This is a genomic window from Hydrogenophaga palleronii NBRC 102513 (assembly GCF_001571225.1).
GTDB lineage: Bacteria > Pseudomonadota > Gammaproteobacteria > Burkholderiales > Burkholderiaceae_C > Hydrogenophaga > Hydrogenophaga palleronii.
This window is the reverse complement of the sequence record NZ_BCTJ01000020.1, coordinates 29,413-51,885: the sequence shown is the minus strand read 5'-3', so window position 1 is coordinate 51,885 and position 22,473 is coordinate 29,413. Positions and strand designations below refer to the sequence as shown.

The following is a 22,473-nucleotide window of genomic DNA, read 5'->3' as shown; positions in this document are numbered from 1 at the left end:
CGTCAGACCGAGATCAGCATCATGGCCAGTGGCAGCACGGGCAGCAAGGCGTCCACCCGGTCCAGCACCCCACCGTGACCCGGCAGCAACTGGCTGGAATCCTTGGCACCGGCGCTGCGCTTGACGAGCGACTCCACCAGGTCACCGATGACGCTCATCGCCACCAGAAACACCAGCGACAACACGGCCAGCAGCGGGCCCAGCGCCCACAGGCGTGCGTACAGGTTGTTGCCCTGTCCGTCCGCCCACAGCCAACCGGCAGCGAGCAGGCACACGCCGAGCAAACCGCTGATGGCGCCCTCCCAACTCTTGCCCGGGCTGATGGTGGGCGCGAGCTTGCGCCGGCCCAGGGCCTTGCCACCGAAGTAGGCCGCGATGTCGGCCATCCAGACCAGCAGCAGCACCGAAAGCAGAAAGTCCAGGCCCACCAGGCGCGCGTGCACCATGGCCAGCCAGGCGCAGGAGATCAGCACCAGCCCGACCACCAGGCGCAAACCGCGGGGCCACAGGCTCCAGCCGGCCACGCCGCGCGCCAGCATCACCACCGCCAGCAGCACCCAGAGCGCGCCCACCGCCAGCCACAGCAGGCGCAGCGACACGCTCAGACCACCGGCGGCCCAGATGCCGGCCATCAGCACACCCAGGCCGATGCCGATCCCGAGCGACAGCGAGGAGCCGCAGCCGTTGAGGCGCGCCCATTCCCAGCCACCGGCCACGATCAGCAGCAGGGTGAGCGCGGCGAAGGGTTCGATCGAGGGATAAAACAGGGCCGGCAGCAGAATCGCCAGCAGCAGCACGGCGGTGGTGACGCGTTGCTTAAGCATGTCGCTGGTCCGCGCCGGCCAACTCGGGCTCGGCGACCTGTTCGCCGGTCTGGCCGAAGCGGCGCTCGCGGCGCGCGAACTCGGCCAGGGAGCGGTCCAGCTCGGCGGCATCGAAATCGGGCCACAGACAATCGCTGAACACCAGCTCGGTGTAGGCAGACTGCCAGAGCAGGAAGTTGCTGATGCGCAGTTCGCCACCGGTGCGGATCAACAAATCGGGATCGGCCACGTGGGCCAGCGCCATGGCGCGCGACAGGTTGTCTTCGGTGATCTCGATGCCCTGCTCCACCAGACGCCTTGCGGCCTGCGCCATGTCCCAGCGGCCGCCGTAGTTGAAGCAGACGTTGAGCACCAGGGTCTGGTTGGCCGCCGTGTCGCGCTCGGCGGCCTCCAGGCCTTGCACCACGCGCGCCGACAGGCCGCTGCGGTTGCCGGGGAAATGCAGGCGCACGCCGTTTTTCTTCAGGCTCGGCACCTCGCGTGAGAGCGCCAGCACCAACAAGTCCATCAGGCCCGAGACCTCATCGACCGGCCGGTTCCAGTTCTCCGACGAGAACGCAAACACCGACAGCACGGGCACCCCGCGCTCGATGCAGGCTTTGACCACCCCGCGCAGCGCGTCCACGCCCTGCTTGTGCCCGGCGACGCGCGGCAGCCAGCGCTTCTGCGCCCAGCGGCCGTTGCCGTCCATGACGATGGCCACGTGTTGCGGCAAACGGGAAGGCGCGTGGGGTGCTGCCATGGGTGGTGGGGCGGGCAAAAAAGGGCTCAGACCGCCAGGATGTCCTGCTCTTTGGACGCCACCACGCGATCCACCTCGGCAATCATGCGGTCGGTGAGTTTCTGGATGTCTTCCTGCGAGCGGCGGTCGTCGTCTTCCGACGCCAGCTTGTCCTTGACCAGTTTCTTGACCGCTTCGTTGGCGTCGCGGCGCAGGTTGCGGATCGCGATCTTGGCGGCTTCGCCGTCGTTGCGCACGACCTTGGTGAGTTCCTTGCGTCGCTCCTCGGTCATGGCCGGCATCGGCACGCGGATCAGATCACCCTGGCTGGACGGGTTCAGACCCAGGTCGGACTCGCGGATGGCTTTTTCGATCTTCGCGCCCATGCCTTTTTCCCACGGGGCCACACCGATGGTGCGGGCGTCCAGCAGGGACAGGTTGGCCACTTGCGACAGCGGCAGCATGGAGCCGTAGTAGTCCACGTGCACGGTGTCCAGCAGGGCCGGGTTGGGGCGGCCGGTGCGAACCTTGGTCAAACCGTTCTTGAGCGACTCAAGCGATTGAATCATCTTGTGCTCGGCGGTCTTTCGAATGTCTTCGGTGCTCATGAATACTCCTCAATGCAGCAGGGATGGGGTGGATGCCGTGGCGGCATCAGACGTGAACCAGGGTGCCCTCGTCACCACCCTGCACCACCTTGCGCAGTGCGCCGGGCTTGAAGATCGAGAACACCTTCACGGGCAGTTTCTGGTCGCGGCAGAGTGCGAACGCGGTGGCGTCCATGACCTGCAGGTTCTTGCTCATGGCTTCGTCGAACGAGATGGTGGCGTAACGCGTGGCGTTCGGATCCTTGTTCGGGTCGGCGCTGTAGACGCCATCGACCTTGGTGGCCTTGAGCACAATCTCGGCGCCAATCTCGGCACCGCGCAGGGCGGCCGCCGTGTCGGTGGTGAAAAACGGGTTGCCGGTGCCGGCGGCGAACACCACAACCTTGCCCTCTTCGAGGTACTGCAGGGCCTTGGGACGCACGTAGGGCTCAACCACCTGTTCGATGGCAATGGCCGACATCACGCGTGCCACCAGGCCCGCTTTGTCCATGGTGTCGGCCAGGGCCAGCGAGTTCATCACCGTGGCCAGCATGCCCATGTAGTCGGCCGTGGCACGGTCCATGCCGACCGAACCACCGGCGACGCCGCGAAAAATGTTGCCTCCGCCAATGACGATGGCCACTTGCACGCCGAGGCGGGTGACGTCGGCGATCTCTTCCACCATGCGCACGATGGTGGCCCGGTTGATGCCGAAAGCGTCGTCGCCCATCAGGGCCTCCCCCGACAGTTTCAGCAGAATCCGTTTGTAGGCTGGCATGAGGCGACTTTCAGGAAATCAAAGAAAAGAGACTCAACCGGCAAGTGTAGCGAGGAGCCCGTCGACACCGGCCGGGGTGGGGCGCAAATAAGCCCCATACGGCACAACGGGCCTTGCGGCCCGTTGTTTCATGCAACCCGAAGCTATCAGGCGCCCTTGGCAGCAGCAACCTGCGCGGCCACTTCGGCAGCGAAGTCGTCCACCTTCTTCTCGATGCCTTCGCCCACCACGTAGAGGGTGAAGCCCTTCACGGTGGTGCCTGCGGCCTTGAGCATCTGTTCCACGGTCTGCTTGTCGTTCTTCACGAACGGCTGGTTGAACAGCGAAACCTCTTTCAGGTACTTCTGCACCGCGCCGTCGATGCGCTTGGTGACGATCTCGGCGCTCTGGGCTGGCTTGCCAGCGGCCACGAGTTCCTTGTTGGCTTCGTCGGCCTTGGCCACTGCCACCGAACGCTCGCGCTCGATGAACTCGGCCGGCACGTCGGCGCTGGTCAGTGCCACGGGCTTCATGGCGGCGATGTGCATCGCCGTGTCCTTGGCCGCGGTTTCGTCACCGTCGAACTCCACCAGCACGCCGATGCGCGTGCCGTGCAGGTAGCTGGCCAGCTTGGCGCCGCCGCTGTATTGCTTGAAGCGGCGGAAGCTCATGTTCTCACCGATCTTGCCAATCAGGCCGGTGCGCACGTCTTCCAGCGTCGGGCCGAAGCCATCCTGGCTGTAGGCCAGCGCGCCCAGGGCTTCAACGCTGGCGGGATTGTGTTGCGCCACCAGCTTGGCTGCGGCGTTGGCCAGCGCCAGGAAGCTGTCGTTCTTGGTCACGAAGTCGGTTTCGCAGTTGACTTCGATCACCGCGCCGGTGTTGCCTTCGATGAAGCTGGTGACCACGCCTTCGGCGGTCACGCGGCTGGCGGCCTTGCCGGCCTTGGTGCCCAGCTTGACGCGCAGCAGCTCTTCGGCCTTGGCCATGTCGCCATCGGCTTCGGTCAGGGCCTTCTTGCACTCCATCATCGGGGCGTCGGTCTTGGCGCGCAGTTCGGCGACCATGCTTGCGGTAATTGCCATGTTTCTTTTCTCCGTTCGCCGCGGCGCTCGCTCACGAGCCCGTCGGACTGTTCAATGATCGGTTGTCTTACAAAAAAGGGGCCACACGAGCCCCTCTTCCATGAGGAAGGCAGGCTCAGGCGGCCGCGTTTTCCTTGACTTCCACAAACTCGTCGCTGCCTTCGGCGGCCACGGCCTTGACCACATCGTTCACCGCGTTGTTGCGGCCTTCGATGATGGCGTCGGCGATGCCACGGGCGTACAGAGCCACGGCGCGGGCCGAGTCGTCGTTGCCGGGGATCACGTAGTCAATGCCGACCGGCGAGTGGTTGGTATCGACCACACCCACCAGCGGGATGCCCAGCTTTTGCGCTTCGAGCACGGCAATCTTGTGGAAGCCCACGTCGATGATGAAGATGGCGTCGGGCAGCGCGGTCATGTCCTGGATGCCGCCGATGTCCTTCTCGAGCTTTTCCATTTCACGAGCAAACATCAGCTGCTCTTTTTTGCTCATACTGTCCAGGCCGGCTTCTTTTTGAGCCTGCATGTCCTTCAGACGCTTGATCGAGGTCTTGACCGTCTTGAAGTTGGTCAGCATGCCGCCGAGCCAGCGCTGGTCCACGAAAGGCACGCCGGCACGGCGGGCCTCCTGGGCCACGATGTCGCGCGACTGGCGCTTGGTGCCCACGATCAGGATAGTGCCGCGGTTGGCGGAGAGTTGACGCACGAACTTGGCCGCCTCTTCGAACAGGGGCAGCGTCTTTTCGAGGTTGACGATGTGGATTTTGTTGCGGTGACCGAAGATGTACGGAGCCATCTTGGGGTTCCAGAAGCGGGTTTGGTGACCGAAGTGGACACCGGCTTCCAGCATTTCGCGCATGGAGATAGACATGAGTTAACTTTCCAGAGGTTGAGTCTAAAATCCAGCCCCGATCACCTGTGCATTGATGGCGTCGTGTTTCGACCCCTGTGCTGCAGGCGACACCCGGTTGGGCTGGTTTGCGATTTGCTTTGTCAGGCGCCACCCGAACGCTGGTCCGGATCTGCCCCTGCAAAGCCGTTCGATTATAGCCCAGCCTCTCCCGGCCTCCCCCTTGGGGGCGCTGCCCGTCCACGAGCCGCCTCCTGAAATCTTCTCTCTACCCTCTCATGCCCGATGCCCGACCTCCCGCTGCCCCACATCCAGGCGGCCCCGTTGCCCCCCATGGAAGTCTGACATCCACCCGCGCCGCCGGGGGCCGCTCTTGAGGCTCGCGGTGGTGGGTGCGGGCGTGGTGGGTACCACGACCGCTTTTGAGCTCACGCTCGACGGGCACCAGGTCACCGTCTTCGAACGCCGCAGCACCGTGGCCGAAGAAGCCAGCTTTGCCAGCGGCGCCATCGTGGCGGCGGGCTGGACGGCCCCCTGGCGCCAGCCCGAGCGCAGCCTGCGCTGGCCCTGGACGTCGCGCCCGGGTGGCATGCAGCTGCACGGCCTGCCTTCGCTGGGCGAATGGGGCTGGCTCTCGCGCTGGCGCAAGGCCGGTCTGGGCGAACGCCAGGCCGAGCAGCACCGGCAGATCCACCAGCTGGTGCGATACAGCCAGGAACGCCTGCTGTCCCTGACCGAAAGCCAATCGCTGGAGCACGACCGCAGCGAAGGCATGCTGGTGCTGCTGCGCAGCGCGCGCGAAGCCGAACAGGCTCGCCCCGCGCTGCAGCAGATGAAGGACCTGGGCATCGGCTTCCGCGAGCACGACGCCACGCAGGCGCGCGCCATGGAGCCAGCCCTCAACGCCGAAACACCGTTGCACGGTGCGGTGGAGCTGATGGGCGAGGCCGTCGCCAATTGCCGGGAGTTCGCACTATCGATCCGCGCCGAAGCCCAGCGCCTGGGCTGCGAATTCGAGTTCAACACCGCGGTGGAGTCGATTGAAAGCCGCGGCGCGAACGCGATCGACCTGCGCCTGAAGGCCTCCGGCTCGGCCCCGTCGCAACTCGCCCACACGCCCGACAGCCCGCAGCGCTTCGACGCCGTGGTGGTGTGCGCCGGCGTGCACAGCGTCGCCTTGCTGCAGTCCCTGGGCCTGCGCCTGCCGCTGCAGGGCGTGCAGGCGCACTCGCTCAGCGCCGCCATCCGCGAACCCCTGGACGCGCCGCTGTCGGCGGTGTTCGACACCCGGCACGGGGTGTCGATTGCCCGCCTGGGTCAGCGCATCCGCGTGGCCGGCGGCAACGACTTCGGTGGCACGCCGGGGCAGGCATCCAAAGACACGCTGCGCCGGCTTTACGGCGTGCTGGCCGACTGGTTTCCGGGCGCTGTTCGGCTGGCCGGGCCACGCGGCAGCGTGCAGGAATGGCAAGGCCTGCAAGCCACCTTGCCCGACGGCCCGCCGGTGCTGGGCGCTTCGCGCGTGCCGGGCGTCTGGCTCAACATCGGCCATGGCGCGGCCGGCTGGTCCATGGCCTGCGGCAGCGCCCGCGCGCTGGCCGACCGCCTGGCAGGCCGCGACGCCGACATCGCCATCACCGGTTGTTCGCCGCAACGCTTCGGCCTTTGAAGCCATCCGGCCAGGGCCGCCCGGTGCCCTGCAAACATGGTGAAATGCCTGCGCGGCGCGGCCCGAACCCCTGGGCCGCCCACCCTCACCTCTTCACAGGAGCGCCACCGTGAGCTCGCCCCATTCCAAGGCCGGGACCGGCCTGCGGCCCGTGCCTGGCACGCGGCGCGAGGCCCTGTACGGCAGCGACAGCACGCGCGAGATCGAGCGCGCGGCCGCCGCCGCCCTGCCCGCCCACACCCTCATGCAACGCGCCGGCCTGTCGGTGGCGCGCCTCGCAAGTGCCCTGCAACCACACGCCAGCGTGATCTGGATCGCCTGCGGTCCGGGCAACAACGGTGGCGACGGACTGGTGGCGGCCAGGCACCTGCAGCACTGGGCACAGGCGCGCGGTGACTCGCCGAAGATCGTGGTCACGCACGCCGCACCCGACCCGGCGCGCCTGCCGCCGGACGCACGCCAGGCACTGCAAGCCGCGCGCGAAACCGACGTGGTCTTCAGCGACACCCCGCCAACGCACTTCGATCTCGCCATCGACGCGCTGCTGGGCATCGGCCACCTCCGCCCGCTGGAAGGCGAGCTCGCGCGCTGGCTGGGCTTGCTGCGGCGCAGCGCATCGTCGGTGCTGAACATTGATCTACCCACCGGCCTGCACGCCGACACCGGCGTGCTCGCCACCACCGATGCAGAAGACGGCCCCTCCTCTTGCACCGGACCACGCCACACGCTGTCGCTGCTGACGCTCAAGCCGGGCCTGTTCACCGGCGCCGGCCGCGACGCGGCCGGCGAACTCTGGTTTGACGACCTGGGCGTCACGCCGCCAGCGTCCGTGCCGGTGGCGGCCTGGCTGGAAGACCACGGCAGATACACCACCTCCAACACCCGCCCCCACGCCAGCCACAAGGGCAGCTTTGGTGACGTGCTGGTGATCGGCGGCCAGGGCATCACGCTGCACGGCGCGGGCATGACGGGTGCGGCCGTGCTGGTGGCACGCGCGGCACTGCACGCGGGCGCGGGCCGGGTCTTTGTCGGCCTGCTGGAAGACGCCGCAGCCCCACAAACCCACTGGGATCCGGTCTGCCCGGAACTGATGTTCCGGCGTGTTGACCTGCTGCTGGAGCCAACCCAACTCCGGGCCGGTGCCGTGGTGTGCGGCTGCGGTGGTGGCGTGGCGGTGGCGGCCCTGCTGCCGTGTGTGCTGTCGGACGCGGCACGGCTGGTGCTGGACGCCGATGCGCTCAACGCGATTGCCGCCGATCCGGCGCTGCAAACCCTGCTCAGCCACCGTCTGGGCCGCGGCTGGATCACCGTGCTCACCCCCCATCCGCTGGAAGCGGCGCGTTTGCTGGGCACGGACACCGCCACGGTGATGGGCGACCGCCTGCGTGCGGCGAAGGCGCTGAGTGAACGCTTTGGCGTGTTGTGCGTGCTCAAGGGTTCCGGCTCGGTGGTGGCGGCGCCCGGCGAGGTACCGCGCATCAACCACTCGGGCAACGCCGCCCTGGCCACCGCCGGTACGGGCGACGTGCTGGCCGGCATGATCGGCAGCGCCCTGGCCCGGCCTATCGATGCCGGCGATTCGGCGCTGGCACGTGTGTGCCAGGCGGTGTTCCAGCACGGCGCGTTGGCCGACCGCTGGGACGATGGAGGCAACCGCGTCGGCCTGAGCGCAAGCCGGCTCGCCGCACGCGTGCGCGCCTGGGACTGAGGGCTGCGGCCTCAGCCCAGCAGCATCAGGCCGACCTGCAGCAGGATGATGAGCACCAGCACCGACAGGTCAACCCCGCCCACCAGCGGCACGATGCGGCGCACCGGGCGCAGGATGGGCGCACACAGGCGGTCCAGCGTGCCCATGACCGGCGACTGCGGCTGCACCCAGGACAGGATGGCGTAGCCGATCAGCAGGATCATCAGCCCCTGCAACAGGGTGCGTGCCAGAATGCGCAACGCCATGGTGAACACCAGCATCACCGAGGCTTCGGCCGTGAACGGCGCCGCCGACGCCGCGGTGGCCAGCAGCAACCACAACAGCCCGTAGGCCACAGCCAGCAGCAGCGCCGCGACCAGGCTGCCCCAGTCGATGCGGCTCTGTGCCAGACCACGCGGCAGCACCCGGCGCAACGGCACCACCAACCAGTCGGTCACCGCCATCGCCAGCCGGCCCGGCTGGGCCGACATGTGCACCCGCAGATGGTTCATCCAGGCGCGCAGCAGAGCCGCCGCGATCAGGAAGAAGAACAGGGTTTCGAGCAGGAAAAAGACGATGCGCATGGCGTGAGGAGGTCTGAAAACGACAGCCGAGTGTAGGACCTGTGCGGCGTGCCGCAAGCCGCCTCAGGCGCCCAGGCGCAGCGGGGCCCGTGGCACCCGCGGATCCGGCTCCAGGCCAGCCGCCAGGCGCGTGAGCGCCGCCTCGCGCGAGGCCTCCAGGAAGTCCAGCATGATGGGGGAGCTGTCGGCCAGCGCGTCACGCCCATGGTGGAACTCGGGGTGCCACTGCACGCCGCGTGCATAGGCCTCGCCGGTCCAGCGGATCGCTTCCACCATGCCGTCCAGCGTGGACACCGCCTCCACCACCATGCCCTTGCCGAGCTCGGCCACCGCCTGGTGGTGGATGCTGGTCACGCGCAACTGCGAGGCATTGGGGTAGAGCCTGGTGAGCGCCGTGCCCTGCAGAAAGGTCACGTCGTGTTCAAGCTGGTCGTACAGGTCAGTGTCGACGTGCGCGTGCGCCGCCGGGCATTGCGTGGGGATGTCCTGGTACAGCGTGCCGCCAAACGCCACGTTGAGCAGTTGCGCCCCGCGGCACACGCCCAGCACCGGTTTTTTCTGCGCGAGAAAGGCGCGCAGCAGGGCCAGTTCATACCGGTCGCGCACCACATCGCCCTGCCAGCGCGGATCCATCGGCGTCTGGCCATAGGTCTGCGGCGCCACGTCGGCGCCGCCTTGCAGCACCAGCGCGTCCAGCTCCTGCACCACGTGCTCCACCTTGAGGTGTCGCGCCGCGTGTTTGCTGTCGTGTGCCACCGCCGGCACCATGAAGGCCACGGCCCCGTGCTCCATGATCCAGTGCGCCAGCGACTGCTCGATGTACTGCAGGATCTTGTTGCGAAAGCCCAGCTCCTGCGGCGCCTGGTGCAGCAAGCGCGCCGACACGCCGATGCGCAAGGCTCGGCCGATCGGCACCGTGCTCGTCGCAGCGCGTTGAGCCTTCGCCAGCTTGTCGACGGCCTTCTTGGCGGTGGCGGCTGAAACAGGCATGGTTCTCTTCAGCGTGGCGCCGGCTCAGCGCCGGCTCTTGCGGGACTGGCTGGCGGTGCTGCGCGCGCCACCCCGCTCGGTCTTTTTGCCCGCCGCCTTGCGGCCTGCGGCCTTGGCCTCCGCTGCTGGCGGCTTGGCACCACCGGAGCGCTCCTTGCCACCGGCACTGCGCCGCTCCTTGCTGCTGCGGCCTCCGGCGGGTACGCCGCCGCCGTCGGATGCACCCGGCGACGAGCCCGTCTTGTCGCGCATGGCACGCAACACCAGATCGTCGTTGCCGCTGACCAGACGGAAGTCGATGCGGCGGCCGTCCAGATCGACGCGGCTCACCTGCACCTGCACCCGGCTGCCCAGCGCATAACGGATGCCGGTGCGCTCGCCACGCAACTCCTGGCGCGCTTCGTCGAAACGGAAGTACTCGCCGCCCAGTTCGGTGATGTGCACCAGGCCTTCAACGTACATCGCATCCAGCGTGACGAACAGGCCGAAGCTGGTGACCGAACTGACCACACCGCTGAACTCTTCGCCCAGGTGCTCGCGCATGTACTTGCACTTGAGCCAGGCTTCGACGTCGCGGCTCGCTTCATCGGCGCGGCGCTCGTTGGCGCTGCAATGCAGGCCCGCGGCCTGCCAGGCCAGGGTGTCGGCAGAAGGCTTCTTGACCGGCTCGCCCGGCACCGGTGGTTTGACACGGCTGGCCAGGCGCTTGCTCAGCTTCGCGTGGGCCTCGCCCGGTGTCGGCAGCGCAGGCAGTTCATAACGCTTGCGCGCCAGGATGGCCTTGATCACACGGTGCACCAGCAGATCGGGATAGCGCCGGATCGGACTGGTGAAGTGGGTGTAGGCCTCGAACGCCAGGCCGAAGTGGCCGCTGTTGATCGGGGTGTAGATCGCCTGCTGCATGGAGCGCAGCAACATGGTGTGGATCTGCTGCGCCTCCGGGCGGTCCTTGGTCGCGTTCGCGATCGCCTGGAAGTCACCCGGCTTGGGGTTGTCGCCGATGGTCTGCGACACGCCCATGGCCTTGAGATAGTTGCGCAGTATTTCCTGCTTCTCCGGCGTCGGGCCTTCGTGCACCCGGAACAGGCCGGTGTGTTTTCCCTGGTTGATGAAGTCGGCCGAACACACGTTGGCGGCCAGCATGGCTTCTTCGATCAGCTTGTGCGCGTCGTTGCGGGTGCGCGGGACGATTTTTTCGATGCGGCCGGACTCGTCGCACACGATCTGGGTCTCGGTGGTCTCGAAGTCCACCGCGCCGCGTTCGCCGCGCGCCATGAGCAGTGCACGGTAAACGTCGTGCAGGTTGAGCACGTAGGGCACCAGGCCCTTGCGCTGAGCGGCTTCCGGCCCACGCGTGTTCTGCAGGATCGCGGCCACCTCGGTGTAGGTGAAGCGCGCGTGGCTGAACATCACCGCCGGATAGAACTGGTAGGCATGCACCTCACCCTTGGCATTGACCAGCATGTCGCACACCATGCACAGGCGCTCCACGCCCGGGTTGAGCGAACACAGGCCGTTGGAGAGTTTCTCCGGCAACATGGGAATGACACGGCGCGGGAAATACACCGAGGTCGCGCGGTCGTAGGCGTCGACGTCGATGGCTGAGCCCGTTTCCACGTAGTGGCTCACGTCGGCGATCGCAACCAGCAGGCGCCAGCCCTTGCCCTTGCCGACCTTCGCCGGCTCGCAGTACACCGCATCGTCGAAGTCGCGTGCGTCTTCGCCGTCGATGGTCACCAGCGGCACATCGCGCAGGTCCACGCGATGCTTGTGGTCGGCGGAACGCACATGGTCCGGCAGCGCACGGGCCTGCGCCAGCGCGGCGTCCGAGAATTCGTGCGGCACGCCGTACTTGCGCACCGCGATTTCGATCTCCATGCCGGGGTCGTCGATCTCGCCCAGCACTTCCTTCACGCGTCCGACCGGCTGGCCGTACAACGCGGGCGGCTCGGTCAGCTGCACCACGACCACCTGGCCGGGCTTGGCGGAGCCGGTGGCACCTTTGGGAATCAACACATCCTGGCCGTAGCGCTTGTCTTCCGGAGCCACCAGCCACACGCCGCTCTCTTGCAGCAGGCGGCCGATGATCGGGGAGTCCGAGCGCTCGACGATCTCCGTCACACGGCCCTCGGGCCGGCCCTTGCGGTCCAGGCGCACGATGCGGGCCTTGACCCTGTCCTTGTGCAGCACCGCGCGCATCTCGTTGGACGGCAGGTAAATATCGGCCTGTCCATCATCGCGAATCACAAAACCATGTCCGTCTCGGTGGCCAGACACAACACCTTCATATTCGGCCAACAGGCTATTTTTTTCGTTCAATTTTTTTCTCAGCTTTTTTCGAGCAAATTTTCTCTGCTATACTTGCGTTTTTCCTGAAAGCCCAGGTGGCGGAATTGGTAGACGCACTAGTTTCAGGTACTAGCGAGTAACATCGTGGAGGTTCGAGTCCTCTCCTGGGCACCAATCATAAGGGCTTGCAAACGCAATGTTTGCAAGCCCTTTTCTTTTGTCTTCGCGACACGAAAAACCTGCAGGCAGGCTTCACGCACCGTGAGACATTGCTTCGCTTCCTGAAGCGCCCGGCACGATGGCCGGGCGGGTGATGACGTCAACGGGAAACCCGTCAAACCGGCACCGCCAACAGGTCATGCCCTTGTGCAGCGACCACGCGGGCCTTGGTGAATTCACCGACCTTCATGGTCTTGCTGATCTTCTCCGGCGGCAGCAGCCGCACGACGCCGTCGATCTCGGGCGCATCGGCATAGCTGCGGCCAATGCCACCCTTTTTCCCCAGCCCGGGTGCCGAGTCCACCAGCACCTGCATGGTCGCGCCCACGCGCTGCTGCAGCTTCTCGGCCGACACAGTCTCGGCCACGGCCATGAAACGCGCACGGCGCTCTTCGCGCAATGCATCGGGCACGGCGTCGGGCAACTCGTTCGCCGTCGCACCCGGCACGGGCGAATAGGCAAAACAGCCTGCACGGTCGATACGCGCCTCGCGCACAAAATTCAACAGATGGTCGAACTCGGCCTCGGTCTCACCCGGGAAACCGGCGATGAAGGTGCTGCGCACCACAATCTGCGGGCACAGCTCGCGCCAGCGCGCAATGCGTTCCAGATTCCTTTCGCCGCTGGCCGGACGTTTCATGCGGCGCAGCACATCGGGGTGGCTGTGCTGCAGCGGCACGTCCAGGTAAGGCAGACACAGGCCATCGGCCATGAGCGGGATGATCTCGTCCACATGGGGATAGGGGTACACATAGTGCAAGCGCACCCATGCGCCGTAGGCCTGGGCGATCTCGCCGAGGGAGCGCACCAGGTCGAACATGCGGGTCTTCACCGGCTTGCCGTCCCAGAAGCCAGTGCGGTACTTCACATCCACACCGTAGGCCGAGGTGTCCTGGCTGACCACCAGCAACTCTTTCACGCCCGACTCGAACAGCTTGCGCGCTTCGGTCAGCACATCGCCGATCGGGCGGCTCACCAGATCACCCCGCATGGACGGGATGATGCAGAAAGTGCAGCGGTGGTTGCAGCCTTCGCTGATCTTCAGATAAGCGTAGTGGCGCGGCGTGAGCTTGATGCCCTGCGGCGGCACCAGATCCACGAACGGATCATGCGGCTTGGGCAGGTGCTCGTGCACCGCGGTCATCACCTCATGGGTGGCGTGCGGACCGGTGACAGCCAGCACGCTGGGGTGCATCTGGCGCACCAAGTTGCCGCCGCCCTCGCCTTCGCGCGCGCCAAGGCAGCCAGTGACGATGACCTTGCCGTTCTCCGCCAGCGCTTCGCCAATGGTGTCCAGGCTTTCGCGCACCGCGTCGTCAATGAAGCCGCAGGTGTTGACGATCACCAGGTCGGCGCCGGCAAAGGTCTTGGAAGTTTGATAGCCCTCGGCGCTGAGTTGCGTGAGGATGAGTTCGGAATCGGTCAGTGCCTTGGGGCATCCCAGGCTGACAAAACCGACTTTGGGCGCCGCGTGGGGCGGCATGGCAAGCGTTTCAGACATGGTCCGATTGTCTCAGACCTGCCCACAAAACACACTTGAAGAAAAAACGACCTACCCCGGCACCCTCAGGTATGGCGGCAGGTCGGCCGGGTGTTATCGCTTGAGCCCCAGCGCTGCCAGCATCTGCTCGCTGTTCTTCTGCATCTGTTCCTGCATCTGCGTGAAAGCATTGCGCGACTGCTCCAAGTATGTGCCCATCATGCCCTGCATCATGGGCGACTGCACGTTCATGAACTGCTTCCACGCCTCCGGATTGGCACCGGTCGACTGCTCGCTCATCTTGTGCTGCAGGTCCATGAAAATCTGGACGTTCTTCTCCAGGTAGGCTCCCATGAAGTCCTGCATGGCGTGGCCGTAGAAACGGATGATGTTCGCCAGCACCTGCTCGGTGAAGATCGGCACGCCCGCGGTTTCTTCTTCCAGAATGATCTGCAGCAGGATGCTGCGCGTCAGGTCGTCGTTGCTCTTGGCATCACGCACCACGAAGGACTCGTTGTCCATGACGAGCGCCTTCACCTCGGCCAGCGTGATGTACGACGAGGTGTCGGTGTCGTACAGACGCCGGTTCGGGTACTTCTTGATCACACGCACGGCTGGCGCACGCTCGCTGCCGCTACCGGCCTTGGTTTTTTGCACTGCAGGACTTTCTGGAAAGGGGGTCACAAGCGCCCCACATCAGCGGGGGAGGATACGGCACATTCTAAAAAGGCCGCCGCGCCCGCCGGACATGGGTTTTCCCTGTGCGGGAAGCCCTGCGACAAGAATCCAGGAAACACGCCAGTGAGGCGATAACGCCGCCCGTCAATCACGCCAAGCGCGCGGAAGGCCCGATGCGCAGACGGCTCCTGCCCAGTTGCGTCACGCTTGTGCCGAGGAAAAGGCCACGGGGCTTGAAATCCTTTGAGAGCACTGCAGGCTCCCACCAGGATTCAACAATGCAAGAAAGACTTCGGGAGCCCTGATCTCACGGCTTGCCGCCATGAGCGATTAGGGCCAGTTTGGGCTGCACGACCTGCTGATAGATGCGAGCCTTCTGAAACGCGTCAGCGACGACCAGCGCCCCCTCAAGGGTGATGTGCATGCCATCCAGACTGTATGGCAGCGTGTGCCCTGACTTGGCATAGGTATCCGATGGCGCGAACAACTGCTCACGCTCCAGGAAAAGCACGTTGCTCAAGTCTTTGGCATCCTCACGCAAGCTCGCGTAAGCCTCTTCTTCCTGCTTGTCGCCACCCTTGGCGTACTGCCCCAGATCAAACGGCGTTTGGTAAAAAAGGCTGCGCTGAAAGCGTTTCAACACGTTGGTGTCGTACCGGGTTGGCGCCGGCATCACCATGACCGAGGGAACCATTCCGGCCGTTTGGCGCACCGTCTGCATCACCTCGTTCAGATAACCGGCCTTCAGTCCATTGCTCCATTGCCCGGCAAAAACGACCAAGTCGTAGTTGGCCACCTCCGCCGCCAGCATCCGGCGATTCAGCATGCATTGTTCATAAGCAGGGTGACTGGGCGGACCATCAAAAGCGGTGCCCGCGATGGGGATGCACCAGTTGGTCGTCACCGCATTGATCGCCACAGCATTGGCCTTGCCAAGTTCATCCCAGAAGGGCTCAAAGTGCCCAGCGAAAGAATCGCCAAAAAGCAATACCTTGGGGCGTTTGCTGCGGTCCCCCAACGTACAGACGATCGCATCTTTCGAGGGCACCAGGCGGGTGTCATTGTTGAAATCGTAGAAGCAGTAGCCATTGTCCCGCCGCGGCATCACCTGCTGCCCTGTCACCGACAGGTACTGAGGACTCAAACGCGATTCAAACCCATTCTGGTAGACGATGACCGCGCATGCGATGGCCGCCACCACGAACAAACCTCCAAGATTGGGGCCCAGCACCCTCGTCCAAAAGGAAGACGGCAACATCCATCTTTTTCGGTTTTCAACAATGTAGTAAGACAAGGCCCCCAACCCCACCGACAACAACATTCCGGCAGCCATCCAGACAAGATCGGTACCCTTGCCCGCATAGTTGAGCCATACCACCAAGGGCCAGTGCCACAGGTAAACGGAGTAAGACACGGCACCAAACCATTGGAAGACCCCATTGCCCGTGATCCGGGAGTCTTCACGGGAGGCCACAATGACCAAGACCGTCCCCAACACCGGCAAGGCGGCCGCATACCCCGGCCAGGCAACCGCCTCCGAGAACGCCACGTAGGCGACGAGAATCGCCCCAACGCCCAAGGCCTCAGTCCATTTTTTGGCCGTGCTTGTCAGCTGGATGGGATACAGGAAAGCCAAGCCACCCACCAGCATTTCCCAGGCGCGCGTAGGCAAGAGATAAAACGCCGAGCTGGGCCAACGCCCCGTTGCATAGACACACAGTGCAAACGATGCAACGGCACCCGCAGCCAACACGTAGCGCAAGGGCTGCAAGCGCATGAATCTGCGCAGAATCACCAGCGCAATCGGGTACAGCACATAGAACTGCCATTCCACGGACAGAGACCACGTGTGCAGCAACCACTTCTCTTTGGATGCTTCATCAAAGTAGCCGCTTTCCTTGAGATACACAACGTTGGAGCTGAAGGAAAGACTGCCCAGCGCGTGTTTGCCCAACGTGCCGAAGTCAGTTGGGTGAAGAAAGAACCAACCCAACACCACCAGGACGCCACAAAGCACCGCCAGGGCAGGAACGATCCGCTTGGCCCGTGCCAGGTAAAACGCGCTGATTTTGAAAGTCTGCGCTTCCATGCCTCGAAAAATGATGGAGGTCATGAGGAAGCCGGAGATGACAAAAAAGACGTCTACCCCCGAAAAACCACCAGGCAACACTGCTCCCAAAAAATGAAAGAGCACAACACCCAGCAACGCAATGGCACGCAATCCGTTGATGTCGGTACGAAAATTCATGTTGGATCGGATCGTCTGATAAGGGCCGGAGCGGCAACGGCACCACGGTAAAAACCGGCATGGCGGGCGCCATATTAGCGACACCTCCAGAATCATTGGCGCAGGCTTGCCGCATTGCCATGACATACGCACGCTCTACAACCGAATCGGGAAGGATGGTCCGTCAAGCCGGTGAAGCACGGGTTGAACAAGCATCTGCCTGATCCGCGACGTCCATCAATCGTACCGGATGTACGCTTGGGGCCCAGGGGCAGAAGGGACGCTGCGCTTGACGTGCACCTCGCCCCGAAGGCTGGAAAGCAAAAAGCCCTTGCAACTCAATAAATTGCAAGGGCTTTTTGGTAGGCGCGATTGGACTCGAACCAACGACCCCCACCATGTCAAGGTGGTGCTCTAACCAGCTGAGCTACGCGCCTACAAACGATCCGAAGCCTCGCAGTATAGCAGTCTTGGAGCGCTCTTCCGAGCGCTCCTGCATTTATTTGCGGCGCACCACGCGCACACCCGCCACATCGCCCACCACTGCCATGGCTCGCGCCACCTGGCGCGCGTCGGCCACCTCGATGGTGAAGGTCATCCAGGCGATGTCACGCACAGACTGCGTCTGCACGCCGATGACGTTCATCTTCTCCCGTGCGAACACGTCCGAGATGTCGCGCAGCAGGCCCTGACGGTCTTGCGCTTCGATGGCGACGTCCACCGGGTATACCGCCGCACGCCCGTCCCGGTCGGGCGCCACGTGGCCGGTCCATTGCACCTCGATCACCCGGTCGGGGTTCTTGCGCTGCAGATGTGCGAAGTCGCTGCAGTCGGCGCGGTGGATGCTCACGCCCTTGCCGCGTGTGACAAAGCCACCGATCTCGTCCGGCGGTGCCGGCTTGCAGCATTTCGCCAGCTGCGTCATCAGCGAGTCCACCCCCACGACCAACACACCACCATTCGGTTGGGCTGACGGTTTGCGTGGCTTCTTGAGCCAGGTCGGGATTTCCGACGGCGCTTCGGGCTCGGGCGGGCGCAACTGCGTTTCGATCGCACGCAGCGACAGCTCGTCCTTGCCGACCTGTTCAAACAGCTCCTGGGCCGAGGCCAAGCCCATGGCCACCGCCAGGTCGTCGAGCTTGGTCGCGGTTTTGCCTTCACGCTGCAAGAGTTTTTCCACCGCCTCACGGCCGCGCGCCATGGTCTCTTCCATGGCCTGGGCGTTGAACCAGGCGCGCACCTTGCTCTTGGCCCGGTGGCTGACCAGGTAACCCAGCTCGCCGTTGAGCCAGTCGCGCGACGGCCCACCCTCTTTGGTGGCCGTGATCTCCACCGTCTGCCCGTTCTGCAGCGGTGTGTTGAGCGTCACCATCGCGCCGTCCACACGCGCGCCGCGGCAGCGGTGGCCGAGGTCGGTGTGCACCGTGTAGGCAAAGTCGACCGCCGTGGCGCCCTGCGGCAGTTCCACGATGGCAGCGTCGGGCGTGAGCACGTAGATGCGGTCGTCGAACAGCCCCTTCGCAGAACCGCTCAGGTCACGCTCCCAGGCCAGCAGTTGGCGCAGCACGGCGATCTTGGCGTCGTACTCCGAACTCGCGGCCACACCGGCGTAACCCTTGGCACCAGCTTCCTTGTAGGCCCAGTGCGCGGCCACACCGTGTTCGGCGTGGTCGTGCATTGCCTGGGTGCGGATCTGGATTTCGAACGCCCTGCCCTCCGCATCGCGCACCACGGTGTGCAGCGACTGGTAACCGTTCGGCTTGGGTTTGGCGATGTAGTCGTCGAACTCGTTGGCCACCGGCGTGTAGCTGGCGTGCACATGGGCGAGCGCGGCGTAGCAGTCGTCCACGTTCGGCACGATCACGCGCAGCGCCCGGATGTCGAACACCTGGTCGAAGTCCAGCGACTTGCCGCGCATCTTCCTGACGATGCTGTAGATGTGTTTCGGGCGGCCCTGCACCGATGCCGTCACGCCCTGCCGCTGCAGGTCGATCTCGAGCAGCTGGCGCACCTGCTCCACATGGGCCTCACGCTCGACGCGTTTTTCATCCAGCAGGCGCGCCACGTGTTTGTAGGTCTGCGGCTCCAGAAAACGGAAGGCGAGGTCTTCCATCTCCCATTTCAGTTGCCAGATGCCGAGGCGGTTGGCCAGCGGCGCAAACACGTGCAGGGATTCGCTGGCCAGGGCCTCGCCGGGATCGCCTTTGCAGGCGGCGTAGTAGCGCAGCGTCTGCAGGCGCGAGGCCAGGCGCAGCATGACCACGCGCAGGTCGCGCGAGAACGCCAGCAGCATCTTGCGCACGTTCTCGGTCTGGCTCGCAGCGAGTTCGGACACCGGCGTCTTGCCCGGGGTCGTGACCGGCAGCGAAAGGTCTTGCGCGGCCTGTCGCTCCTCGTCCTTCTTGGCCTGCGCTGCGGCGGTCTTTATGCGCGCCAGGCGCTGCAGCTGGACCAGTTTGGTGGTCTCCAGCGCCAGCGCCGCAAAGTTGTCGCCAAATGCCTTGGCAATCACCTCCTGCGGCCGGTTCAGGTGCTGGCAGGCATACACCAGGTAGACCGCGGCCTGCATGGCCTCGGAGCCGCCGATTTCTTGCAGCACACCAGCCACCGCATCGGCATGCGCCAGGGTGTTTTCACCGGTATCGAGTTGCTCGCTGTCCAGCAGGGGTTCCGCGAATGCGCGGGCACGGGCCAGCGCGTGGGCCTGCCTGGGCAGACTGTCGGAGGTGGCGGCCACGATCGCGGACGGCACCGCCGAGGGGAGTTCGGGCAAGGCCACTGTGGCGGGTGCGTCAGCGGAAGGAGGCGGATTCGATCGCTTCATGTCTTGTTCAACGCGGGTTCAATCGGCCCAAAGAAAATCCCTGACGGCGGCCAACTGATCATCGGCCACCAAGGTCGGCGCATGGCCGACGCCCTGAAACACCACGCAGCGGGCCTTGGGACCACGCGCCCCCATCTCGCTGGCCGTGGCCTCGCTCAACAGGTCCGACTGTGCGCCGCGCAGCAACAAGGTGGGTGCCGTGATGCTGTCGTACATGCCCCAGAGGCTGGCTTCGCCGTCGCTGGCGATCTGCCGCGCCTGGGCCTGGTCGGCCATGCCGGTCAGCGCCTTGAGCGGCATCGCAATGGCCGGGTCGTAGTGGAGGTGCCAGCGCCGGTCGCGCTCGCGCAGCAGCGGCAGCGACAAAGCCCGCCACTGCGCCTCGGTGTGCGGCCCGAAGCTGGCGGAAATGGCGGCCAGGTAGTCCATGGCGGCTTGCTCGCTGTCGAACGACGGATCCAGGCCCAGGTAGGTTGCGATGCGCTGCAGCGCCTCCCACTGGATGCTGGGGCCGACGTCATTGAGCACCAGCCGACGCGGTGCCAGTGGTGGCTGTGCCGCCACCACCATGCCTATCAGGCCGCCCATGCTGGTGCCAACCCAGTCGATCACGGCCTGCGGGTCCTGCGCGCGCAGCTGCATCAACAAGGCGGCCAGGTCGGCGGCGTACGTGGGAATCTGGTAGCCCATCGGGTCGGCCAGCCAGTCGCTGTGGCCGCGACCGGCCACGTCGACGGCAATGACACGGGCGCGCTCGCTCAGCGCCCGGGCCAGCGTGTCGAAGTCACGCCCCTGGCGCGACAGGCCGTGCACGCACACCACCACGTGGTGAGAGCCGTTCTGCGCGCAAGGCCAGTCCCAGTAAGCCAGCCGACGGGGTTCACCGCTGCGGGAGGCCTGGCCGTTGACGGTGAGATGCTGAAGGGTCGGTTCTGCCATGGGGATGTTGTGTTTGGAAGACCAGGGACGTCCGTGATAATGGTTCAAGCGCTTTTTCAACCCATCGTACTGGAACTGGAATACACCCATGCTCGCCAACAAGACCGCCCTCGTCACCGGCTCCACCAGCGGCATCGGCCTGGGCATCGCCAAGGCCCTCGCGCGCCAGGGCGCCAACATCGTGCTCAACGGTTTTGGCGACCCCGCGCCGGCCAAAGCCGAGATCGCAGCGCTCGGGGCCAAGGTGGCCTACCACGGCGCCGACATGAGCCAGCCCGATCAGATCGAAGCCATGATGGCCTTCGCGGCCAGCACCTTCGGGCAGGTCGACATCCTCGTGAACAACGCCGGTATCCAGCACGTCGCGCGGGTGGAGAGCTTTCCGGTGGAACGCTGGGACGCGGTGATCGCCATCAACCTCAGCAGCGCCTTCCACGCCACCCGGCTGGCCCTGCCGGCCATGCTCAAGAGCAATTGGGGGCGCATCATCAACGTGGCCTCGGTGCATGGGCTGGTGGGCTCGGCCGAAAAGTCGGCCTACGTGGCGGCCAAACACGGCGTGGTGGGCCTGACCAAGGTGACCGCGCTGGAAAACGCCACCACCGGCGTGACCTGCAACGCGATCTGCCCGGGCTGGGTGCTCACTCCCCTGGTGCAGAAGCAGGTGGATGCGAAGGCCGAGGCCAAGGGCATCTCCAATGACGAGGCCACCCGGCAACTGCTGGGTGAAAAGGAGCCCTCGCTGCAATTCACCACGCCCGAAGAGCTGGGCGAGCTGGCGGTGTTCTTCTGCTCGGCCGCGGGCAACAACGTGCGCGGCGTGGCCTGGAACATGGACGGCGGCTGGGCCGCTCAATAAGCCCTCTGGCGCACGCCACAGGAAGCAAAAAGCCCGCGGCATGCGGGCTTTTTTGCGTGACGGGCTCAGCGCTCTCAACGCAGCTGGATCGAGCCCGACACGGTGACGTTGACGGTCGACTTGCCCGCCTCCACCGGCACCGCCGCGTCCGACATGGCGGCCTTGGCTTCCATCGCCAGCATGCGCGGCTGGTGCGGGCGGCTTTCCTGGTCGGCCGAGCTCACCGACACCTCACGCAGGCTGTAGGCGGTGAAGCCAAAACCCTTGCTGACTTCGTCGGCGCGCGCCTTGAAGCGCTCGATGGCCATGGCCTGCACGTCCGATTCCAGCTTGCGGCGGGCATCGCGCGACAGCGAGAAGCTGGTGCCGGACATGGTCAGGGTCTGGATCTTGCCGGCCGTGGCGCTGATCGCCGCAAAGTCACGGCCTTCGATCACCAGCTCCGTGCTGCCCTGCCAGCCATTGATCTTGCCGTTGCTGGTGTAGCGCGGGTAGAGGCTGAACTGGCCGGTGCGCACTTCCAGCTGCTGCGGCTTGGCGTTGGCACGGGCAATCGCCAGTGCGGCGTCCAGGGCCTGCTTGAGCTGGTTCTGCACGGTGGCGGCATCGCTGCCTTCGCGCGTGGTGTTCAGGCTCATGCTCAGCCAGTCCTGCGGCACTTCCAGGAAACCGCTGGCAGAGATGTTCACGACGTTGGCGGGCACGGGGGCGGAATTCTGGGCCATGGCGGCGGTACTGGCGCCGAGCCCGAAGGCCAGCAGTGCGGGAAGAAGAAGACGGGTGGGAACGAAGGAAGAACGGGCAGAAAGGTTGAGAGTGGACAGGGTCATGGTTTGAATTTGAAGTCCTGGTAGGGCTGGTCACGCAGCTGCTCGCGCAGGCGCTGGCGTTCCTCCTGGGACAGTCGATAGGGTTTTCGAGTGTCGTCCATGTCATCGAAGGGCTGCCGCAGGGCATCGCGCAACCGCACGGTCGTGCGGGGATCGGCCTCTTCGGCCACGATCGGCATGACGACCACCGGCGAACCCGCCACCAAGGCATGCACGCGCTGGTCTTCCGGGGCGGCGACCGCCGGACCCAGGGTCGCCAACAACAAAGCACTTGGTAGATACGTTTTCATGGTGCACTCAAGTATGGTCATTGCGGCGATTGTGTGATGTGCCTCAGGTGAAGCCGTTGCCAGCGCAGGCAATATCTGTAACAG

General features: G+C 65.2%; 19 protein-coding genes and 2 tRNA genes. 4 read left to right on the top strand and 17 right to left on the bottom strand.

Annotated features, from left to right (window positions below; genetic code table 11):
- Positions 1-2: 2 nt before the first annotated feature.
- The 6 genes from HPA01S_RS14660 to rpsB form a co-directional block, all read right to left on the bottom strand.
- Positions 3-824, bottom strand: coding sequence for a phosphatidate cytidylyltransferase (locus tag HPA01S_RS14660; RefSeq protein ID WP_066271407.1), 822 nt, complete (start codon positions 822-824; stop codon positions 3-5).
- Positions 817-1,566 carry a polyprenyl diphosphate synthase gene (gene uppS / locus HPA01S_RS14655; RefSeq protein ID WP_066271404.1) on the bottom strand — a complete coding sequence of 250 codons (750 nt, stop codon included), beginning with the start codon at positions 1,564-1,566 and terminating at the stop codon, positions 817-819. Before uppS ends, HPA01S_RS14660 begins: the two co-directional genes overlap by 8 nt.
- 26 nt (positions 1,567-1,592) lie before the next feature.
- Positions 1,593-2,153: a ribosome recycling factor gene (frr, locus tag HPA01S_RS14650; protein ID WP_066271402.1), complete on the bottom strand. Its 561-nt coding sequence runs from the start codon at positions 2,151-2,153 to the stop codon at positions 1,593-1,595.
- Between the two features lie 46 nt (positions 2,154-2,199).
- Positions 2,200-2,910, bottom strand: coding sequence for a UMP kinase (gene pyrH, locus HPA01S_RS14645; protein WP_066271399.1), 711 nt, complete (start codon positions 2,908-2,910; stop codon positions 2,200-2,202).
- A 146-nt stretch (positions 2,911-3,056) separates the two neighbouring features.
- Positions 3,057-3,974, bottom strand: a complete 918-nt coding sequence (tsf, locus tag HPA01S_RS14640) for a translation elongation factor Ts (RefSeq protein WP_066271396.1) — start codon at positions 3,972-3,974, stop codon at positions 3,057-3,059.
- Positions 3,975-4,089: 115 nt separating this feature from the next.
- Entirely contained in the window at positions 4,090-4,845 is a 756-nt protein-coding gene (rpsB, locus tag HPA01S_RS14635) for a 30S ribosomal protein S2 (protein ID WP_066271395.1), read from the bottom strand.
- A gap of 364 nt (positions 4,846-5,209) precedes the next feature.
- On the opposite strand from rpsB, the gene HPA01S_RS14630 reads away from it, so the two are divergent.
- Both HPA01S_RS14630 and HPA01S_RS14625 read left to right on the top strand, forming a co-directional pair.
- Positions 5,210-6,493: an FAD-dependent oxidoreductase gene (locus HPA01S_RS14630; RefSeq protein WP_066271394.1), complete on the top strand. Its 1,284-nt coding sequence runs from the start codon at positions 5,210-5,212 to the stop codon at positions 6,491-6,493.
- Positions 6,494-6,602: 109 nt separating this feature from the next.
- Positions 6,603-8,201, top strand: a complete 1,599-nt coding sequence (locus tag HPA01S_RS14625) for an NAD(P)H-hydrate dehydratase (protein WP_245638664.1) — start codon at positions 6,603-6,605, stop codon at positions 8,199-8,201.
- Positions 8,202-8,212: 11 nt separating this feature from the next.
- Here HPA01S_RS14625 and HPA01S_RS14620 read toward each other — a convergent pair whose 3' ends face one another.
- From HPA01S_RS14620 to rnr, 3 genes are all read right to left on the bottom strand, one after another.
- On the bottom strand, positions 8,213-8,764 hold the full coding sequence (locus HPA01S_RS14620; protein ID WP_066271393.1) for a YggT family protein: 552 nt from the start codon (positions 8,762-8,764) through the stop codon (positions 8,213-8,215).
- A 63-nt stretch (positions 8,765-8,827) separates the two neighbouring features.
- Positions 8,828-9,754, bottom strand: a complete 927-nt coding sequence (locus HPA01S_RS14615) for a gamma-glutamyl-gamma-aminobutyrate hydrolase family protein (protein ID WP_084360701.1) — start codon at positions 9,752-9,754, stop codon at positions 8,828-8,830.
- A gap of 24 nt (positions 9,755-9,778) precedes the next feature.
- Positions 9,779-12,073 (bottom strand): ribonuclease R, encoded by a 2,295-nt coding sequence (rnr, locus tag HPA01S_RS14610; protein ID WP_245638663.1) that lies wholly within the window; start codon positions 12,071-12,073, stop codon positions 9,779-9,781.
- Positions 12,074-12,132: 59 nt separating this feature from the next.
- Between rnr and HPA01S_RS14605 the strand changes: the two genes are divergently transcribed.
- Positions 12,133-12,217: transfer RNA gene (locus HPA01S_RS14605), tRNA-Leu, on the top strand.
- A gap of 160 nt (positions 12,218-12,377) precedes the next feature.
- Here HPA01S_RS14605 and rimO read toward each other — a convergent pair.
- The 6 genes from rimO to HPA01S_RS14575 form a co-directional block, all read right to left on the bottom strand.
- Positions 12,378-13,763 (bottom strand): 30S ribosomal protein S12 methylthiotransferase RimO, encoded by a 1,386-nt coding sequence (rimO, locus tag HPA01S_RS14600; protein ID WP_066271385.1) that lies wholly within the window; start codon positions 13,761-13,763, stop codon positions 12,378-12,380.
- Between the two features lie 93 nt (positions 13,764-13,856).
- Positions 13,857-14,399 (bottom strand): polyhydroxyalkanoate synthesis repressor PhaR, encoded by a 543-nt coding sequence (gene phaR, locus HPA01S_RS14595; protein WP_066271383.1) that lies wholly within the window; start codon positions 14,397-14,399, stop codon positions 13,857-13,859.
- Between the two features lie 328 nt (positions 14,400-14,727).
- Complete coding sequence (locus HPA01S_RS14590) at positions 14,728-16,668, bottom strand: acyltransferase family protein (RefSeq protein WP_066271380.1); 1,941 nt, start codon at positions 16,666-16,668, stop codon at positions 14,728-14,730.
- 339 nt (positions 16,669-17,007) lie between these two features.
- A tRNA-Val gene (locus HPA01S_RS14585) sits at positions 17,008-17,084 on the bottom strand.
- Positions 17,085-17,146: 62 nt separating this feature from the next.
- Positions 17,147-19,471 carry a RelA/SpoT family protein gene (locus tag HPA01S_RS14580; protein ID WP_066271378.1) on the bottom strand — a complete coding sequence of 775 codons (2,325 nt, stop codon included), beginning with the start codon at positions 19,469-19,471 and terminating at the stop codon, positions 17,147-17,149.
- A gap of 18 nt (positions 19,472-19,489) precedes the next feature.
- On the bottom strand, positions 19,490-20,410 hold the full coding sequence (locus HPA01S_RS14575) for an alpha/beta fold hydrolase (RefSeq protein ID WP_066271376.1): 921 nt from the start codon (positions 20,408-20,410) through the stop codon (positions 19,490-19,492).
- Positions 20,411-20,498: 88 nt separating this feature from the next.
- On the opposite strand from HPA01S_RS14575, the gene HPA01S_RS14570 reads away from it, so the two are divergent.
- A complete protein-coding gene (locus tag HPA01S_RS14570) occupies positions 20,499-21,269 on the top strand; it encodes a 3-hydroxybutyrate dehydrogenase (RefSeq protein WP_066271374.1) in 771 nt (256 codons plus the stop codon).
- 74 nt (positions 21,270-21,343) lie between these two features.
- Here HPA01S_RS14570 and HPA01S_RS14565 read toward each other — a convergent pair whose 3' ends face one another.
- Together HPA01S_RS14565 and HPA01S_RS14560 are read right to left on the bottom strand one after the other, a co-directional pair.
- Complete coding sequence (locus HPA01S_RS14565; protein ID WP_066271370.1) at positions 21,344-22,099, bottom strand: SIMPL domain-containing protein; 756 nt, start codon at positions 22,097-22,099, stop codon at positions 21,344-21,346.
- Positions 22,096-22,410 carry a hypothetical protein gene (locus HPA01S_RS14560; RefSeq protein ID WP_157085037.1) on the bottom strand — a complete coding sequence of 105 codons (315 nt, stop codon included), beginning with the start codon at positions 22,408-22,410 and terminating at the stop codon, positions 22,096-22,098. The genes HPA01S_RS14565 and HPA01S_RS14560 overlap by 4 nt, the downstream gene beginning before the upstream one ends.
- Between the last annotated feature and the right edge of the window lie 63 nt (positions 22,411-22,473).

Bases quoted from the DNA above. Each gene is read 5' to 3' on its own strand.
- HPA01S_RS14660 (WP_066271407.1), bottom strand. From the start codon at position 824: ATGCTTAAGCAACGCGTCACCACCGCCGTGCTGCTGCTGGCGATTCTG.
- HPA01S_RS14620 (WP_066271393.1), bottom strand. From the start codon at position 8,764: ATGCGCATCGTCTTTTTCCTGCTCGAAACCCTGTTCTTCTTCCTGATC.
- rimO (WP_066271385.1), bottom strand. From the start codon at position 13,763: ATGTCTGAAACGCTTGCCATGCCGCCCCACGCGGCGCCCAAAGTCGGT.
- tsf (WP_066271396.1), bottom strand. From the start codon at position 3,974: ATGGCAATTACCGCAAGCATGGTCGCCGAACTGCGCGCCAAGACCGAC.
- HPA01S_RS14565 (WP_066271370.1), bottom strand. From the start codon at position 22,099: ATGACCCTGTCCACTCTCAACCTTTCTGCCCGTTCTTCCTTCGTTCCC.
- HPA01S_RS14615 (WP_084360701.1), bottom strand. From the start codon at position 9,754: ATGCCTGTTTCAGCCGCCACCGCCAAGAAGGCCGTCGACAAGCTGGCG.
- uppS (WP_066271404.1), bottom strand. From the start codon at position 1,566: ATGGCAGCACCCCACGCGCCTTCCCGTTTGCCGCAACACGTGGCCATC.
- HPA01S_RS14580 (WP_066271378.1), bottom strand. From the start codon at position 19,471: ATGAAGCGATCGAATCCGCCTCCTTCCGCTGACGCACCCGCCACAGTG.
- HPA01S_RS14590 (WP_066271380.1), bottom strand. From the start codon at position 16,668: ATGAATTTTCGTACCGACATCAACGGATTGCGTGCCATTGCGTTGCTG.
- HPA01S_RS14560 (WP_157085037.1), bottom strand. From the start codon at position 22,410: ATGACCATACTTGAGTGCACCATGAAAACGTATCTACCAAGTGCTTTG.
- HPA01S_RS14570 (WP_066271374.1), top strand. From the start codon at position 20,499: ATGCTCGCCAACAAGACCGCCCTCGTCACCGGCTCCACCAGCGGCATC.
- pyrH (WP_066271399.1), bottom strand. From the start codon at position 2,910: ATGCCAGCCTACAAACGGATTCTGCTGAAACTGTCGGGGGAGGCCCTG.
- rpsB (WP_066271395.1), bottom strand. From the start codon at position 4,845: ATGTCTATCTCCATGCGCGAAATGCTGGAAGCCGGTGTCCACTTCGGT.
- frr (WP_066271402.1), bottom strand. From the start codon at position 2,153: ATGAGCACCGAAGACATTCGAAAGACCGCCGAGCACAAGATGATTCAA.
- HPA01S_RS14575 (WP_066271376.1), bottom strand. From the start codon at position 20,410: ATGGCAGAACCGACCCTTCAGCATCTCACCGTCAACGGCCAGGCCTCC.